Consider the following 17,019-nt stretch of genomic DNA (forward strand, 5'->3'; position numbering starts at 1 on the left):
GATCCTTCAGCATCTTTTAGCAACCTCTTTTTTGTATGTAGAAAAATACTTGCATATTTAATTTACGACTTAAATGTGCAAAAAGGAGAAAGGATAGCTATTTTATCACAAAATAGCTTGGAATATATTGTACTTTTGTTTGCTATAGCAAAGGTAGAATGTATTGCTGTTCCATTGAATATACGGTTAACAGAAAATGAACTTATATTTCAGTTAAAAGATAGTGGAACTACAGTTTTATTTGTAGAGGAAACATTTTAAAATATGGCACTGTCAATGTATAAGGTATCGTACGTACAAAGAGTAATTACGATTAAAAGTTTAAAAGAAATAGAAGATAGAAAAAGTGAAAATTTTGAAGAAATCAATGAAAGCGCATCTTTTATTATATGTTATACATCAGGGACAACAGGGAAATCGAAAGGAGCCGTACTTACACAAGAAAATATGTTTTGGAATGCGCTTAACAATACATTTGCGATTGACTTAACTATTCACGACCGCTCTATTGTATTATTACCTTTATTTCATATTGGTGGGATTGGTTTATTCGCATTTCAAACTTTATTTGCAGGTGGCGTAATCATTATTCCAAGAAAATTTGAGCCAACTACAGCTCTTTCCATGATAGAAAAACATAAAGTGACTGTAGTGATGGGAGTACCTACAATTCATCAAGCGTTAATTAATTGCGCAAAGTTTGAAACTACAAATTTACAATCAGTTCGCTGGTTTTATAACGGTGGTGCTCCATGTCCAGAAGAGTTGATGAGAGCATTTATAGATAGAGGATTTTTATTTGGGCAAGGCTTTGGCATGACTGAAACATCACCAACCGTATTTATGCTTTCAGAAGAAGATGCAAGACGTAAAGTAGGCTCAATTGGAAAACCAGTTCTGTTTTGTGATTATGTACTTATTGATGAAAACAAAAGTAAAGTTGAGGTTGGTGAAGTTGGAGAGTTACTTATAAGAGGACCGAATGTAATGAAAGAGTATTGGAATCGGCCAGGTGTAACAAAAGAAACGATTCAAGATGGTTGGTTATATACGGGAGATTTAGCTAAAGTTGATGAAGATGGTTTTGTATACATTGTCGGTAGAAAAAAAGAAATGATAATTTCCGGTGGTGAAAATATTTATCCACTTGAAGTAGAGCAAGTCATTAATAAGCTTTCGGACGTATATGAGGTAGCTGTCGTTGGTAGGCAACATGTAAAGTGGGGAGAGATTCCAATTGCCTTTGTTGTGAAAAAGAGTAGGAGTGTATTAACTGAAAAGGAAGTCATAGTATGAAAGAACGTCTAGACCGGGTTTCAATCTCTAATTTTGAGAAGGTTATTCGGGAGGCGTTAAGAAAAAGTGGATTTACTCCTAAAGATATTAAAGTATTGTTACCACTGCATACAAAACGTTCTATGTTAATAAAATTGATACAGGGACTAGGGCTAGCAGAAGAACAAGTTGTATATTTAGATCATTATGGACATATGTCAGCGCTTGATCCTTGCATTGGTCTTCACTTTGCAAATGAACAGGGAAAATTACAGGCCGGAGATATTGCAGTAGTAGTTAGTGCCGGGACTGGGTATACGTGGGCAGCGACTGTAATTAGGTGGTGAAAAATACTAGATGAATATATGGTAAATGGAGGTATTTGGAAAGAGGCGGCGAATGTAAAGGTACTTCATTAAATTTTTCAAACAGATTTGTTTGTATGATTCAAAGGAAAAGTCATAATTACGGATGGGTAACTTTGGCGTGTTTGACTCTATCAGAAAGTAAAGTATGGGGAGGATCACAATGTCGATGAAAAAACGTAAATGGCTAAGAACGGTGGCTACTGGTTGTGTTTTAGGTTCGTTATTAATAACGGCAGCTTGTTCAGGAAAGAAAACAAGTACAGAGGATGAAAAGACGATTAAGGTAGGGGTTCTTGCTTCATTAACAGGTCCATTAGAATCATATGGAAAACAAACAGTGAACGGATTTGAATTAGGGTTAGACTATGCAACGGGTGGAACTGGGAAAGTGGAAGGGAAGAAGATTAAGTTTGTTGTAGAAGATACGGAAACAAAAGCAGAGGTGGCGGTTAAAAAAGCTACGAAGTTATTAGAAGAAGAGAAAGTCGATTTTTTAGTCGGATCGTCTAGTTCAAGTGATACATTAGCGGTATTACCACTAGCTGAAGAATATGAAAAAATAATGGTTGTTGAACCGGCAGTTGCTGATAGTATTACCGGAAAGAACTGGAATAAATATATTTTTAGAACAGGAAGAAGTTCTTCGCAAGATGCGATTGCAGGAGCAGCGGCAATTGCAAAAAAGGATGTAAAGATTGCGACGTTTGCCCCGGATAATGCATTTGGCCGTGAAGGGATTGCAGCGTTTAAAGCTGGAGCGAAGAAATTAGGTGCGAATATTGTAAACGAGCAATATGCTGATATAAATTCGACTGACTTCACTGCAAATATTCAAAATATCATTAGCTCAAAACCGGATTATTTATTTATCGTTTGGGCAGGGGCAAATTCACCTTGGAAACAGTTGAAAGATATGAATGTGGAAGCGCAAGGTATTAAAATTTCTACCGGTGCACCAGATATACCGGCATTAAAAACGATGGATGCGTTAGTAGGAATGCAAGGGTTTTCGGTATATTATCATACACTCCCGAAAAATAAGGTGAATGATTGGTTAGTGGAAGAACATAAAAAACGATTTAATGGTGCGGTGCCAGATTTATTTACAGCAGGTGGAATGTCAGCGGCAATTTCTATTGTAGAAGCTTTAAAGAAATCAAAAGGGGATACAGATGTAGATACACTGATTAAGAAAATGGAAGGAATGGAATTTGATACACCGAAAGGAAAGATGAAGTTTAGAGAAAAGGATCACCAAGCGATGCAAACACTGTATTCTATCACATTGAAAAAGCAAGATGGTGTTGATTATCCGGTGCCAGTATTAGAGCGAGAATTGACGATGAAAGAGACAGAACCACCAGTTCAAAATAAATAGACTGAATTTTCTGTTGTTTTTGTATAAAGAGGGGATACCCTCTTTATACGTATTTCTTTCATACTTAAAGTTTTAAAGGGAGGGATTTCGTGACACATTTGCTTGAAACGAAAAATCTTAGCGTATCTTTTGGCGAGCATCATGTTATTAAGGATGTGAATTTGACAGTACAAAAAGGAAAGCTCATTTCCATTATTGGACCAAATGGTGCAGGAAAGACAACGTTATTTAATTTACTAAGTGGGCAAATTTCTCCAACAAAAGGTGAAGTGTATTTTAAAGGACAAGAGATTACAAATTTATCAATTTCAGATCGAACTCGATTAGGAATTGGTCGTTCTTTTCAACTTACCAATATATTCCCAGAGTTAACGGTACTTGAAAATGTTCGATTAAGTGTTCAATCATTCGTGCAAGATTACTATAGTTTTTTTCCGAGTTCGGCAAAATTTAAGCAACAAGTGGGAGAGGCGAGACGTTTCTTAAAAACAGTCTTACTTCACGAGAAAGAACATGTATTAGCGAAAGATTTAGCGCATGGAGAAAAACGAAAGTTAGAGCTTGCGATGTTACTAGCTTTAAAAACGGATGTGTTATTACTGGATGAGCCGACGGCAGGTATATCAGTTGAGGAAGTACCGGCTATTTTACAAGTGATTGAAAATATTAAGAAACATCCAGAGAGTACAATTGTACTAATTGAACACAAAATGGATATGGTACTAGGTTTGTCAGACCATCTTATCGTTTTATTCCATGGAGAGCTATTGGCTGAAGGTTTGCCCGAAGAGATTATGAAAGATGAGCGTGTACAAAGTGCTTATTTAGGGGGATTATATAGTGGCACTATTACAAGTGAATAATATAGAGACGTATTTAGATCAGTTTCATATTTTACAAGGGGTATCTCTTGCTGTTGAGAAAGGAACGATTACTGTACTGTTTGGAAGAAATGGGGCAGGGAAGACTACGACATTACGTTCGGTTATGGGGTTTCACCATATCGCACATGGTGAAATTTATTATGATCGTACACAAGTAAATGGATTATCTACACATTTAATTTCAAGGAAAGGAATAGGGTATGTACCAGAAAATCAAGGTATTTTTCACGATCTGACAGTAGAAGAAACATTCGCTCTTGCTAGGGGGAAGGGCGAAGAAGCGGAAGAGAAAATCGAGTGGATGCTTGAATTATTTCCGGATTTAAAGCAGTTTTGGCACAAAAAAAGCGGACTATTAAGCGGAGGACAAAAGCAAATGCTAGCAATTTCAAGAGCATTTATTAATAGTGATGGTTTATTACTTATTGATGAGCCGAGTAAAGGCTTGTCCCCTATTATGATAGAAAAATTAATGATAGCCATTTTAAAAATGAAGGAGAAAACAACAGTTTTACTCGTTGAACAAAACTTTATGATGGCTAGTCAAATTGGCGATTACTTTTATATTATGGATAACGGAAGAATTGTTCATAACGGTTTTATGCATGAATTAAAAGAGGATAAGGAAAAGTGTCACAAATATTTAGGAATCTCTTAACATGAATCCGGGGTGAGAAGGATGGATGTGTTAATCAATTTATTTGTAAATGGGATTTCAACAGGGATGCTCATTTTTTTATTAGCATCAGGTCTTTCACTTATTTTCGGTTTAATGAGCGTTCTAAACTTCGCACATGGTGGTTTATTTGCCTGGGGAGCGTTTACAGGTGTTTGGTTATTTAATATGACAGGTAGTTATGCATTAGCTTTAATTGGCGCAATTGCTATGGGGATGTTTCTTGGATTCATTTTAGAAAGATTTCTTATTAGACCGGTATATGGAAATCATGTTCGCCAGCTTCTTGTGACGCTTGGAGGAATGCTTGTACTTAGTGAATGTATTAAAGTATTTTGGGGGCCAAATCCAATTGGTGCTAAATTACCGTTATGGTTACAAGGTAGTTATACATTTGAAGGCGTTATATTAATTAAATATCGTCTATTCGTTATTTTAATTGGGATCATCATTTACATTGCCTTACTATTATTGCTCAAAAAAACAAGGATAGGTCTAATGATCCGCGCAGGTGTAACGGATAAAGAAATGGTTCAAGCGCTCGGTATTAACGTAAAAGCGATATTTTCTTTCGTCTTTTTATTAGGAGCAGGGATGGCAGCGTTGGGAGGCTTCTTATTAGCACCGTATTCAGGCGTTATTTTCGCCGAGATGGGTATGCAGTATGCGATTTTAGCTTTCATAGTAGTAATCATTGGAGGATTAGGAAGCGTACAAGGTTCAGCAATCGCATCTTTAATTGTCGGATTAGCGGGTGCTTTTACAGCGTATTTTATACCGGATTTATCACTTGCAATCAATATGTTAATGTTACTATTTTTCTTAATAGTGAAGCCAAATGGACTTGTTAGTGAAAAGGGGTGAAATGGTGAACAGCACATCAAATCGAATTAAAGTATACTTCGGAGTATGTATGCTCATTTGTTTAAGTGTATTTCCATTCGTAAATGATTCGCGGAGCTTGTTAATTTTGTTCACTCAAATCTTCATCTTTGCTATTTTTGCAATGAGTTTTGATGTATTGCTAGGATATACAGGAATTGTATCATTCGGCCATTGTATGTTCTTTGGAATAGGAGCGTATGGCGTAGCAATTTTATTTGATCGGCAAGGAGTATCCATAACGAACTTTTTAATAGGGATAATAGCTGCAATTATCATTTCAGCAATTGTTAGTTATATAATTGGTTTGCTTTCGTTACGGCTGAAAAGTCATTTTTATGCAATGTTAACACTTGCAATTTCACAGTTGTTTTTCGTACTTGCTGAAAAATGGCGTGGACTCACTCACGGAGGGGACGGTTTTACATTTGGTGTACCAGATATATTCCGTGATCGTCTTACCTTTTATTATGTAACACTTATATGTTTAATTGTCATTTTTATTCTGTTACGTCTTTTCACAAAATCTTCTATTGGAAAAGTATTAAAAGCAATTTCACAAAATGAGCAACGTGTGGAAGCACTAGGATATAAAGTTCTTCATTATAAAATTATTGCTAGTATTGTTGCAGGAGTAGTTGCTACAATTAGCGGTGGTTTATTTGTTATCACACTACGCTTTGTTAATACGACTGTATTTTCAATTGAAATGACATTAAATGCATTATTGATGACGATGATTGGCGGAGTTGGAACGTTAATTGGAGCGATTGCTGGAGCTGGAATTATTGAATCACTGAAATATTATTTATCAGAACTAGCCACAGCGTATCCGATTTTTGAACGATGGACAATTATTCTTGGTTTATTGTACATTATCGTCTTGTTAGTTTTTCCGAAAGGATTAGTTGGCACGATTAAGAGACTGAAGAATGTGAAACAGAGTAAGAAGGAGAACAGTGCAGAAGTGGAGCAAAATGTGTGAAAAATCAATTGCATAGAATATGAAAATCCCTCTTTTAGATTCGTAAAGGAGGGATTTTTATTGGTGAATGTAATTAGTTTATAGCTATTCTATTAATCAAATAGTTCATCAGGGATTTGTTTTAAAGAGTGTTGATTTGTAAAAAAATGAACAGCTAATTTCTCAATTGGAACATTTTCAATTGGTACCAATTTATCATTTCTAATCGGCAAAAAGGCTATTCCTTTTCCGTCCTGAATAAACTCTTCCATAAGCGAATAAGAATCTAATTGTTGAAGCTGACGCTGAGATAAATTATTTTCTTTTAAAAATTGTATTGTCTTATTTCTAAAAGGGCACCTTTTGTCATTACTAACGAAGAAGAGTTCCTTCGAATAGTCAATGGTACGTGTTTCTTTCGTTTTTAATAAGCCTACAGAAATTGAAGTAGTAAATACTTTTTTAAAAGCTGCGTCGGGATCATCCTCATAAGTAATGACCATATCAACTTTTTGTTGATGCAGTAATTTTTGCAAATGACTGCTATTTTCTACGTATATTTGATAATCCCTTAAATTTTCTTTAATACGCTTACTTAAATAATTAGTCAAAATAGATTGTGACGTCGCTATTACATAAGAAGAACTACTCGTTTTAATTTTATCTTTCGCTTCTTCTACTAGAGTTAATATTTGATTCGTGTAGTCTAATAAAATATCACCAGAAGGTAACAAGGATACTCCTTTGTTATCTCTATGTAGTAAGGGCGTTTCTAATTCTTGTTCTAATTTTTTGATTCGCTCAGTTACGTTCGGTTGAACATATCCTAACTCTTTCGCAGCTTTACTAATAGAACCTTCGCTGGCTACAGTTTTGAATATAATAAGGTCATTAATTTCCATGTATCTCAGCTCCTTATACGGTATCATTATAAATGATATCAAACATAATTTATACCTATTTTACGTTAGGCAATCACCGGTTTATCATTGTGTATATAAGATAGAAAGTGAGTGATAAACATGATTGGAATGCAATATAAGGTCATTTTGCCAAAGGATTATGACATGGAGATTATTAGGGAAAGGGTAAAGGATAATGGGCATAAAACGGATGGTTTTCAAGAGTTAAATTTTAAAGCGTATTTAATAAATGAGGCAGGTAAGGACGGGAATTTCTATAACTGTTATGCCCCTTTATATATTTGGAATGGCCATGAAGGAATGAATAAATTTATATTTGAAGGGTATTACGATAATATTTTACAATCTTTTGGATGGCAACAAATAAATATAGGTGTTCCATTAGTTGTTAATTTAAGTGATGATTTTAAAAAAAGTAAATATGTTGTTGAATATGTAGGGAGCATTTCTCAAAGTAATTCATTGAGGGAGACTCAATTAAAAACTATGAATGAATATGTACAAAATATAGAAAAGTGTTTAGGAAATGTAATGATTTATAATCCAGATAAATGGAGGTATAGTCAGTTTAATTTTTATGAAGAAAAGCCTGAAATGGTAACAAATAAAGGTGTTACAGTATATGAGATTTTGCACATTTCACGATGAAAACTTGTTGAAGTTAAATTAGGAAAAAGGAATGAAAATGTATGCCTTTTGTGAACGTTTATTATCATGAAAATATATTAAATAAAGAAGAGTTGAAAAAGATAGGTGAATGTATTCATCTGTCATTAATTGAACATTTTAACATCCTTGAAAATGATTTTTTTCAAATGTTTTTACCTTATCAACAAAATCACTTTTTATATAATCCATATTATTTATTAGAAAGAGGAGAAAAGAGAACAGAGAATATGATTTATGTTTCTATTACATGCGGACCGGGAAGAACGATAAAACAGAAAATGAATCTATATCAGTCGATACCCTTGAAGATTTCTGAATGTTCTGGTATAAAAAGTGCAGATATTTTTACTACGCTAAATGAGACATCTACTGAAAATTGGTCATTTGGTCAAGGATTGGCACAATTGGTAAAAGTGAAGGCTGAGTGAAATGATGATTGAATCCATTGAATATTGTATTCAAAAGAAAATGAGAGAAATGGCACCTGCATTTTCTCATTATAGTGAAGAGATATTGTTCGAGGAAGTGTGGCGGGATGACACTTTAACATTAAGAGAAAGAAGTTTATGTACAGTGTCGGTATTAATCAGTCTTGGTCATACAGAACAATTACCATTTCATTTGCAGTTGGCCAAAAGCGGTAGCAGCTTTAAATATAGCAATGAATGAAATGGAAAGTTAAGAATAAAGATAAGAAAGAATTCATATTTAAGTGAATTCTTTCTTATCTTTATTTATGCAATACTCTAATGAGATTATTTTTCACTTTTTCTCTTGCTTTTTTATCACTTGCGTAGTAAAGTGATAGTAAGATTCACGATAGGAAGTGATCAAACATGCGTGATAATACGATAGGATCATTAATATGGTTACGTTTAATACGATTTACGAACCAAAGTAATCAGATGTCAAATGAGTTTTTAAAACGTTTTGATTTAACGACAGCTCAATTTGATGTGCTTTTGCAAATACGTACGTATCAGCCACTAACACAAATGGAGTTAGCTGAGAAGGTTACTGTTACACAAGGTGGCATTTCTCGAATGTTAACTCGTCTTGAAAAAGAAGGATATATTGTGCGAAAACAAGACTGGAAAACGAAAACAATTAGTCTTACAGAGCAAGGGGAAGCAGCTTTAGAGAGAGCATTGCCAGAGCAACTTGCATTTCAATCATCGTTTTTTGATGATGTATTAAATGAAGAAGAGCAGAAAATATTATACGAGCTAATGACGAAAGTTCATAAGCATAGCGAAAAAAAAGAATTGCCGCAAGAGTAATTTTTTTTACACTATCAATTGACTAATCAAGTGAAAAATAATTGAAGAATATGAATACGACTGAATTAAAGGAGAGAGCAACTATGAAAAAATACCGTATGGATACAAGTAAAGGAATAGAGTTTGGATTATATTCAATTGGGGATCATGTTTTAAATCCACATAACGGAGAGAAAATTAGTGCAGAACAAAGAATTCATGAATTAATTGAAACAGCAAAGTTAGCGGATGAATCTGGACTTGATGTATTTGCTGTCGGTGAAAGTCATCAAACGCATTTTACAACGCAAGCTCATACAGTTATTTTAGGAGCTATTGCACAAGCTACGAAAAATATAAAAATTGCAAGTTCAGCAACGATAGTAAGTACATCTGATCCGGTACGAGTGTATGAGGATTTTGCTACAATTGACTTGATTTCTAATGGACGTGCAGAAATCGTGGCTGGTCGTGGATCTCGTATTGGGGGATATAGTTTACTTGGTTATGACGTGAATGATTATGAAGAGTTATTTGAAGAGAAGATGGATCTTTTATTAAAAATTAATAAAGAGGAACATGTAACATGGAACGGACAGTTCAGAGCGCCTCTTGCACATGCATCGGTTATTCCGAGAGCTAAAAATAATAACTTACCAATTTGGCGTGCTGTTGGTGGCCCGCCAGCTAGTGCGATTAAAGCAGGACGTGCGGGTGTACCAATGATGATAACAACACTAGGTGGTCCAGCTATTAACTTTAAAGGATCAGTAGATGCTTACCGTGAGGCAGCGGCGCAAAGTGGATTTAATCCAGCAAGTTTGCCAGTTGCAACAACGAGTTTATTTTATACAGCAAAAAATTCACAAGATGCGTTTAGTGAATACTATCCTCATATTAATGCTGGTATGCTTACACTGCGTGGTGGTGGGTATCCGAAGCAACAATTTACAAATGCAGTAGATTACCGTGACGCATTAATGGTTGGTAGCCCGCAACAAATTATTGAAAAAATGCTTTACCAATATGAGTTGTTTGGACAACAACGTTTTATGGCACAAATTGATTTTGGTGGTGTACCACTTAATAAAATTGAGAAAAACATCGAATTAATTGCGACTGAAATATTACCGGCTGTTAGAAAACATACAGCAAAATAATTTGAAAAATACCGAGAGTCTAATCGATTCTCGGTATTTTTTTTATGTATGAATTTTGTTTGAAAAAATGACAAAAAAATGAATTTTTAGTCTAGAAAAAGGGAGGGTATTTTCTATTTTTGAATAACATTATTTTGTGTTTGAATTTTAGAAATGTATTTTTCTCTTGACAAAAAAATAACTGATTTCTTCATTGGTAAAGAGGACATTTTTTCGTGAAAAAGTCAAGCGTATGTAGAGAAAAATGATTTTTTTATTGATACGAAAGTAAGTCTTATATTAAAAAAATACATTTTATTAATGAGAAAAATCTAATTCAAAAAAATGACAAAAGACATATTTCAGACAAAATGATGTCAATAATACGTCAAAAATCAGCTGAATTTACTATGCAGGTATATTATACAATTCGATTAACGGATAAAACACTACTGAAATAGTGAAAAGGTAAATTTTATGAGAAAGTTCTTTTGTAATGATCTTGAAAACTGAAAATTTATATTTTCTAAAAGTACATAAACAAATTTATCTTTCTATATTTCTAAGATTTGAGTTGTTTTATACATACAACTCAATTGAAATTACGATATAAAAAATTATGAAGGAAGTGATTGTAGTATGGAAACGCTCGAATTGGCACGAATACAATTCGCATCAACAACGATTTTCCATTACTTTTTTGTTCCGCTGTCTATTGGTTTAGCTTTTATCATTGCGTTAATGCAAACGTTATATGTGGTAAAGGGACAAGAAATTTATAAGAAGATGACGAAGTTTTGGACACAAATATTCCTAGTTAACTTTGCGGTAGGGGTAGTAACTGGTATTTTACAAGAATTCCAGTTTGGCATGAACTGGTCAACATATTCACGTTTCGTAGGTGATGTGTTTGGTCCATCACTTGCAATTGAAGGCTTATTAGCATTTTTCATAGAGTCTACATTCCTAGGTTTATGGGTATTCGGTGAGGATAAATTACCGAAGCGAATTCACTTGTTATGTATTTGGCTCCTTTCAATTGGAACAATGTTATCAGCGTTTTGGATTTTAACTGCAAGTGCATTTATGCAATCGCCAGTAGGATATGAAATGGCAGCAGATGGACGTGCACAAATGAATGATTTCTTAGCGATTATTCAAAACCCACAATTATGGGTACAATTCCCGCATACAATTACAGCGGCGATTGCAACTGGTGCCTTCTTTATTGCAGGTGTGAGTGCATGGAAAATAACGAAAGCTCAAGAAACTGAAGTGTTTAAAAAATCGTTCCGCATTTCTATCATTGTTGGAACACTTACAACTGCGCTAGTATTATTCTTCGGTCATGCGCAAGCACAACAATTAATTAAGACACATCCAATGAAAATGGCAGCAGCTGAAGCGTTATGGAATACGAGTGAGGATCCAGCGCCATTTACAGTATTTGCGAAAATTGATGCAGAGAAGCAAGAAAATTCGTTTGAAATTCAAATCCCTTATATGCTAAGTCTTTTATCATTTGATAAATTTAGCGGTCAAGTAGAAGGGATGAATCAAATTCAAAAACAATATGAAGAAAAATATGGGCCTGGAGATTATATACCGCCAGTACACACTATGTTCTGGAGTTTTAGAGCGATGGTAATGAGTGGAACATTTATGCTTCTTCTAGGAGCGTACGGATGGTTCTTATCAAGAAAAGATCGTTTAGCTGAAAAAACTTGGTATTTAAAATTAATGGTGTATGCAATTGCACTACCGTTTATCGGTAATACAGTAGGATGGATTATGACTGAAATGGGACGTCAGCCTTGGGTAGTTTTCGGTGTTATGAAAACGGAAGATGCTGTATCTCCAAATGTTACGTTCGGAGAAGTATTATTCTCTTTAGTTTCGTTCACATCACTATATTTAATTATAGGTGGAATTACTATTTACTTATTCGTTCGTGTCATTAAAGGACATGAGAATAAGAAAACGAAACAGGATTCTCAAAGCCATGATCCATTTGATAAGGAGGATGAGTATGTTATCTCTTAATGAGTTGTGGTTTATCATTATTGCAATTTTATTCGTAGGCTTCTTTGTACTTGAAGGTTTCGATTTCGGTGTAGGTATAGTTTCAAGGTTTTTAGGGGAAAACGATTTAGAGAAAAGAATATATTTAAATACAATTGGTCCATTTTGGCACGCGAATGAAGTATGGCTTGTTTGTGCTGGTGGAGCTATGTTCGCAGCATTCCCGCACTGGTATGCAACTTTATTTAGCGGGTTTTACATTCCGTTTGTATTTATGCTTCTTGCTTTAATTATAAGAGGAGTTTCCTTTAAATTCCGTGCGAAAATAGATAATCATAAATGGAAAGGTTTTTGGGATTGGGGTATGTTTTTAGGAAGTTTACTACCACCTATCCTTTGGGGAGTTGCAATTGCTAACTTTATGGTAGGTATTCCAATTGATGAAACGAAAAATGCTGTAGGTGGATTCTTACCATTACTTCATCCATTTGCATTACTTGGAGGAGTTATGTTCCTTCTTTTATGTATTGTTCACGGTTTGCAATTCCTTACTATCCGTACAACTGGTAAGTTAAGAGAACGTGCACGTATTGCTGCAATGAAAATTGCACCACTTGCAATTATAGCACTCCTTATTTTTGCCGGTGTAGGGTTATGGAAAACAGATATTTTCACTGGTCATGGTACAGAGTGGATTATGGTTCCGATTGGAGCTTTTGTAGCATTATGTGCGTCAACATTATTAAATAAAAGAAGAAGAGATGGTTGGGCTTTCGTTATGACGAGTTTAACAATCATTTTACTAAGTGCGAGTGTGTTTGCCGGCATGTTCCCACGTGTCTTAATTAGCTCGTTAGGGTCAATATACGATTTAACAATTTATAATGCAGCATCAGGAGATTATGCACTAAAACTGATGACGTATTTTTCAATTGCTATATTGCCATTTGTTTTGGGAAGTCAAATATGGAGTTTCTATGTGTTTAGACAACCTGTTAAGTCAGATAAAGATTTGGAGTACTAATGAAAAGAAAAAGAGGACTTCCGTCGTATCCTGGTAGCCGAGTTTTATATGTAGTGTTAACAATCATTAGCATTTTAGAAGCTATAAGTATTATTGCGCAAACAGTGTTTTTAGCACGGGCTATTACGTTTTTATTTCAAGGAGAAACTGTGCAATCTGTGTTAAATGAAACGGTTTATTTTGGGATCACGTTTGCAGTACGTCATATGCTAGTGCGAATATCGCAAATATTAGTGGAACGTTTCGCTGAAAAAACAGGATCGCTACTGAGAAAACAATTGATAGAGGCGTATTTCACATTAGGTCCACGTTATGTTCAAACTGCTGGAACTGGTCATCTGGTTACCTTATCGATAGAAGGTATTGAGAAGTTTAAAACATATATAGAATTAACAATTCCTAAAATGATTAGAAGTAGTATCGTACCGGGACTAATTGTACTATATGTTTTTACGCTAGATATTGAGTCTGGAATCATTTTAGTTGTAACGATTCCTATCGTGATTATATTTATGATCCTACTAGGATTAGCAGCGCAAAAGATGGCGGATAGTCAGTATGAGTCGTATCGTGTACTTTCTAATCATTTTGTAGATACGTTAAAAGGATTAGAAACATTAAAGTATTTAGGTAAAAGTAAACAGCACGAAGGAAAGATTGAAAAAGTAAGTAAAAGATATAGAAAAGCAACGATGCGTACTTTGCGAGTTGCTTTTCTTTCTTCTTTTGCATTAGATTTCTTTACGAGTTTATCAATCGCATTTGTGGCGGTCGGATTAGGGATACGTTTAATAGATGGGACAATTGTACTATTGCCAGCCCTTACGATTTTAATTTTAGCTCCGGAATATTTCTTGCCGATTAAACAAGTTGGAGCGAATTATCATGCTACGTTAGATGGACAACTTGCAATGGAGCAAATAGAAGAGATTTTACAGCAACAAAAAGAAATAGGAACGAAAGAATCAAATGTAGATCTAATATGGAATTCCTCTAGTAACTTGAAATTACAAGATGTAAAAGTAAAGAATGATGAATCGGAAAAATCTATATTAGAGGGAATTGATTTTACTTGGAAAGGTACCGGTGCTATAGGTGTAATTGGTGAAAGTGGGGCAGGGAAATCGACGTTAATTGACGTATTAGCAGGATTTTTAACTCCTTCGGGTGGAAAGCTGATAGTAAATGGTGTGAAAATTGACGGGTCTACTCGAGAAGATTGGCAAAAGAATATTGCTTACATTCCGCAGCATCCTTACATTTTCCCGCTTTCATTAAAAGATAACATTTGTTTCTATGAAACAAATACAACTGATGCAGAAGTGGAAAGAGTTATTAATGAAGTTGGTCTTCGTTCACTCATTACATCGCTTCCGAACGGGATGTATGAAAGAATTGGAGAAGGTGGACGTATGCTTAGTGGCGGGCAAGAACAACGTGTCGCTATGGCGCGTGCTCTTTTAAGTAAAAAGCCAATTATTCTATTAGACGAGCCTACAGCACATCTTGATATTGAAACTGAATTTGAAATAAAGCAAGCGATGTTACGTCTGTTTGAAGGTAAGTTAGTATTTCTTGCAACACATCGTCTTCACTGGATGAAACAGATGGATCATATTCTTATTTTAAATAAAGGGGAAATGATAGAAAGCGGAACGTATGAAGAACTTTTAAAGAATGAGGCATTACATTTTCACAGGAAAGAGAGGGGATAGAGATGAGTAACTGGATTAAACCTTATATACAGCAAAATAAAGGTAGAATGACTTTAACTATTTTCCTTGGTCTTCTTGGAGTTAGTTCAGGTGCGATGTTACTTTTCATTTCAGGTTATTTAATCTCTAAATCTGCTCTTAGACCAGAAAATGTAATGGCTGTATATGTTCCTATCGTTGCAACACGTGCGTTTAGTATAGGACAAGCGGTATTTCATTATTTAGAGCGTTTAGTTGGACACGATGTCGTACTACGCATATTAGAAAAGATGAGAACGAAACTATACAGAATAGTAGAACCGCAGGCTTTATTTTTCCGTTCACGATTTCAAACGGGCGATATGTTAGGCATATTATCCGAAGATATAGAGCATTTGCAAAACCTATATTTACGTACAATATTTCCTAGTCTATTAGCATTAGTTGTATATAGCATATTCGTACTTGTTATCGGTGCATTTGACGTAGTATTTGCACTTATTGCAGCATGTATGTTGGCTATTATCGTCTTTCTGCTTCCGTTTGTATCATTACTTTTAATGAAGCAACATCATGTCACTTTAAAACAAGGAAGAAGCCGTTTGTATCAACAATTAACAGACGCTGTTTTTGGGTTATCTGATTGGCAAGCAAGTGGTAGAAAAGATGAATTCATTGATAAGTATGTAGAGCAAAATGCTCAGTTGTTAAAAACGGAAAAAAGAATGAAGCGCTGGAATCATATTCGAGACAGTATCATTCAATTAGTAGTGGGGATTGTAGTTATTTCAATGATCATATGGACTGGAAATGAGGCGGCAAGTGAACAGATTGCACCTACCGTTATTGCGGCTTTCGTCTTAATGACGTTATCAGTCACAAACGCGCTTATTCCTCTTTCAGATGCTATCGATCGAATTCCATCATATGTAGAATCTGCTCATCGTCTAAATAAAGTAGAAGCTAATGATGTTTTACAGGATGAAAAGGAATTACATGAGGATAAAGATCATGTTGCATCAAAACATATAGACATTGAATTAAATAATGTATCATATAGTTACCCAGATAGTAATGACTTTGTATTGAAAGAAGTATCACTGCAAATAAAGGCAGGAAAGAAAATCGCCATTTTAGGAAGAAGTGGAACAGGAAAATCTACTTTGTTAAAATTGTTAGCAGGTGCGCTAAGCCCGTTACAGGGTGAAGTTTTATTGAATAGTGAACATGCTCATACGAATCTTTTATCAAAATATATTTCTGTATTGAATCAAAAGCCGCATTTATTTGATACGACAATTGGAAATAATGTGCGAATCGGTAAACCAGAGGCTACGGATGAAGAGATATGGACAGCTTTAGAGAAAGCACAATTAGCTTCGCATATAGCTTCTCTTCCAGATGGATTGCAAACAAAAATGCATGAAATGGGAAAAAGGTTTTCTGGCGGGGAAAGGCAACGAGTTGCTTTTGCTAGAACGCTCATGCAAGAAGCTCCAATTATTGTCCTTGATGAACCTACGATCGGCTTAGATCCAAAGACAGAATTATCTTTAATAGAAACAATGTTTTCTGCAACGGAAGAAAAGACAGTAATTTGGATTACGCACCATCTTGTTGGAATTGAACATGTAGATGAAGTTATATTCCTTGATCGTGGTCAAATTGTGATGCAAGGTAGTCATGAACAACTTCTGAAAGAAAACGAGAAGTATCGTATGCTTTATGAGTTAGATAAAGGAATATAGTTTGAATAAGTAATAATTGTAAAATAGCTACGCCTAATGGTGCAGCTATTTTTGTTTTGAAATGAATATTAATGATGGATTGCAGATGTATATGATCGTTACGAATGAAAAATG

14 protein-coding genes and 3 pseudogenes are annotated in these 17,019 nt (G+C 34.8%); 16 read left to right on the top strand and 1 reads right to left on the bottom strand.

Annotation, left to right across the window (positions count from 1 at the left end; genetic code table 11):
* Positions 1 to 42: 42 nt before the first annotated feature.
* From J0835_RS09425 to J0835_RS09455, 7 genes and pseudogenes are all read left to right on the top strand, one after another.
* Positions 43 to 1,290, top strand: a pseudogene (locus J0835_RS09425) (o-succinylbenzoate--CoA ligase); the annotation flags it as partial.
* Positions 1,287 to 1,622 (top strand): annotated as a pseudogene (locus J0835_RS09430) (3-oxoacyl-[acyl-carrier-protein] synthase III C-terminal domain-containing protein); the annotation flags it as partial. The pseudogenes J0835_RS09425 and J0835_RS09430, both read left to right, overlap by 4 nt.
* Before the next feature lie 181 nt (positions 1,623 to 1,803).
* The gene (locus tag J0835_RS09435) at positions 1,804 to 3,021 is read left to right on the top strand and encodes a substrate-binding domain-containing protein (RefSeq protein WP_087980221.1); all 1,218 of its coding nucleotides are present in this window, start codon (positions 1,804 to 1,806) and stop codon (positions 3,019 to 3,021) included.
* 89 nt (positions 3,022 to 3,110) lie between these two features.
* On the top strand, positions 3,111 to 3,884 hold the full coding sequence (locus J0835_RS09440) for an ABC transporter ATP-binding protein (protein ID WP_087980222.1): 774 nt from the start codon (positions 3,111 to 3,113) through the stop codon (positions 3,882 to 3,884).
* Complete coding sequence (locus J0835_RS09445; protein WP_087980223.1) at positions 3,862 to 4,563, top strand: branched-chain amino acid ABC transporter ATP-binding protein; 702 nt, start codon at positions 3,862 to 3,864, stop codon at positions 4,561 to 4,563. The genes J0835_RS09440 and J0835_RS09445 overlap by 23 nt, the downstream gene beginning before the upstream one ends.
* Positions 4,564 to 4,584: 21 nt before the next feature.
* On the top strand, positions 4,585 to 5,445 hold the full coding sequence (locus tag J0835_RS09450; RefSeq protein WP_087980224.1) for a branched-chain amino acid ABC transporter permease: 861 nt from the start codon (positions 4,585 to 4,587) through the stop codon (positions 5,443 to 5,445).
* Between the two features lie 49 nt (positions 5,446 to 5,494).
* On the top strand, positions 5,495 to 6,448 hold the full coding sequence (locus J0835_RS09455; protein ID WP_140386788.1) for a branched-chain amino acid ABC transporter permease: 954 nt from the start codon (positions 5,495 to 5,497) through the stop codon (positions 6,446 to 6,448).
* A 92-nt stretch (positions 6,449 to 6,540) separates the two neighbouring features.
* Here J0835_RS09455 and J0835_RS09460 read toward each other — a convergent pair whose 3' ends face one another.
* Entirely contained in the window at positions 6,541 to 7,329 is a 789-nt protein-coding gene (locus J0835_RS09460; protein WP_087980226.1) for a LysR family transcriptional regulator, read from the bottom strand.
* A gap of 120 nt (positions 7,330 to 7,449) precedes the next feature.
* On the opposite strand from J0835_RS09460, the gene J0835_RS09465 reads away from it, so the two are divergent.
* From J0835_RS09465 to cydC, 9 genes and pseudogenes are all read left to right on the top strand, one after another.
* Positions 7,450 to 7,998 (top strand): DUF4865 family protein, encoded by a 549-nt coding sequence (locus J0835_RS09465; RefSeq protein ID WP_087980227.1) that lies wholly within the window; start codon positions 7,450 to 7,452, stop codon positions 7,996 to 7,998.
* 41 nt (positions 7,999 to 8,039) lie between these two features.
* On the top strand, positions 8,040 to 8,447 hold the full coding sequence (locus J0835_RS09470) for a tautomerase family protein (RefSeq protein ID WP_087980228.1): 408 nt from the start codon (positions 8,040 to 8,042) through the stop codon (positions 8,445 to 8,447).
* A gap of 1 nt (position 8,448) precedes the next feature.
* Positions 8,449 to 8,643: pseudogene (locus J0835_RS09475) on the top strand (carboxymuconolactone decarboxylase family protein); the annotation flags it as partial.
* Positions 8,644 to 8,855: 212 nt separating this feature from the next.
* Complete coding sequence (locus J0835_RS09480; protein ID WP_001205523.1) at positions 8,856 to 9,299, top strand: MarR family winged helix-turn-helix transcriptional regulator; 444 nt, start codon at positions 8,856 to 8,858, stop codon at positions 9,297 to 9,299.
* An 83-nt stretch (positions 9,300 to 9,382) separates the two neighbouring features.
* Entirely contained in the window at positions 9,383 to 10,438 is a 1,056-nt protein-coding gene (locus J0835_RS09485; RefSeq protein ID WP_087980230.1) for an LLM class flavin-dependent oxidoreductase, read from the top strand.
* 618 nt (positions 10,439 to 11,056) lie between these two features.
* Positions 11,057 to 12,460 (top strand): cytochrome ubiquinol oxidase subunit I, encoded by a 1,404-nt coding sequence (gene cydA, locus J0835_RS09490; protein ID WP_087980231.1) that lies wholly within the window; start codon positions 11,057 to 11,059, stop codon positions 12,458 to 12,460.
* Entirely contained in the window at positions 12,447 to 13,463 is a 1,017-nt protein-coding gene (gene cydB / locus J0835_RS09495; RefSeq protein ID WP_087980232.1) for a cytochrome d ubiquinol oxidase subunit II, read from the top strand. Before cydA ends, cydB begins: the two co-directional genes overlap by 14 nt.
* On the top strand, positions 13,463 to 15,178 hold the full coding sequence (cydD, locus tag J0835_RS09500) for a thiol reductant ABC exporter subunit CydD (protein WP_333728119.1): 1,716 nt from the start codon (positions 13,463 to 13,465) through the stop codon (positions 15,176 to 15,178). The genes cydB and cydD overlap by 1 nt, the downstream gene beginning before the upstream one ends.
* 2 nt (positions 15,179 to 15,180) lie before the next feature.
* Positions 15,181 to 16,905 (top strand): thiol reductant ABC exporter subunit CydC, encoded by a 1,725-nt coding sequence (gene cydC, locus J0835_RS09505; protein ID WP_087980234.1) that lies wholly within the window; start codon positions 15,181 to 15,183, stop codon positions 16,903 to 16,905.
* Positions 16,906 to 17,019: the final 114 nt, after the last annotated feature.

The sequence above is a fragment of the Bacillus cereus group sp. Sample62 genome (assembly GCF_036851315.1).
Lineage (GTDB): Bacteria > Bacillota > Bacilli > Bacillales > Bacillaceae_G > Bacillus_A > Bacillus_A wiedmannii.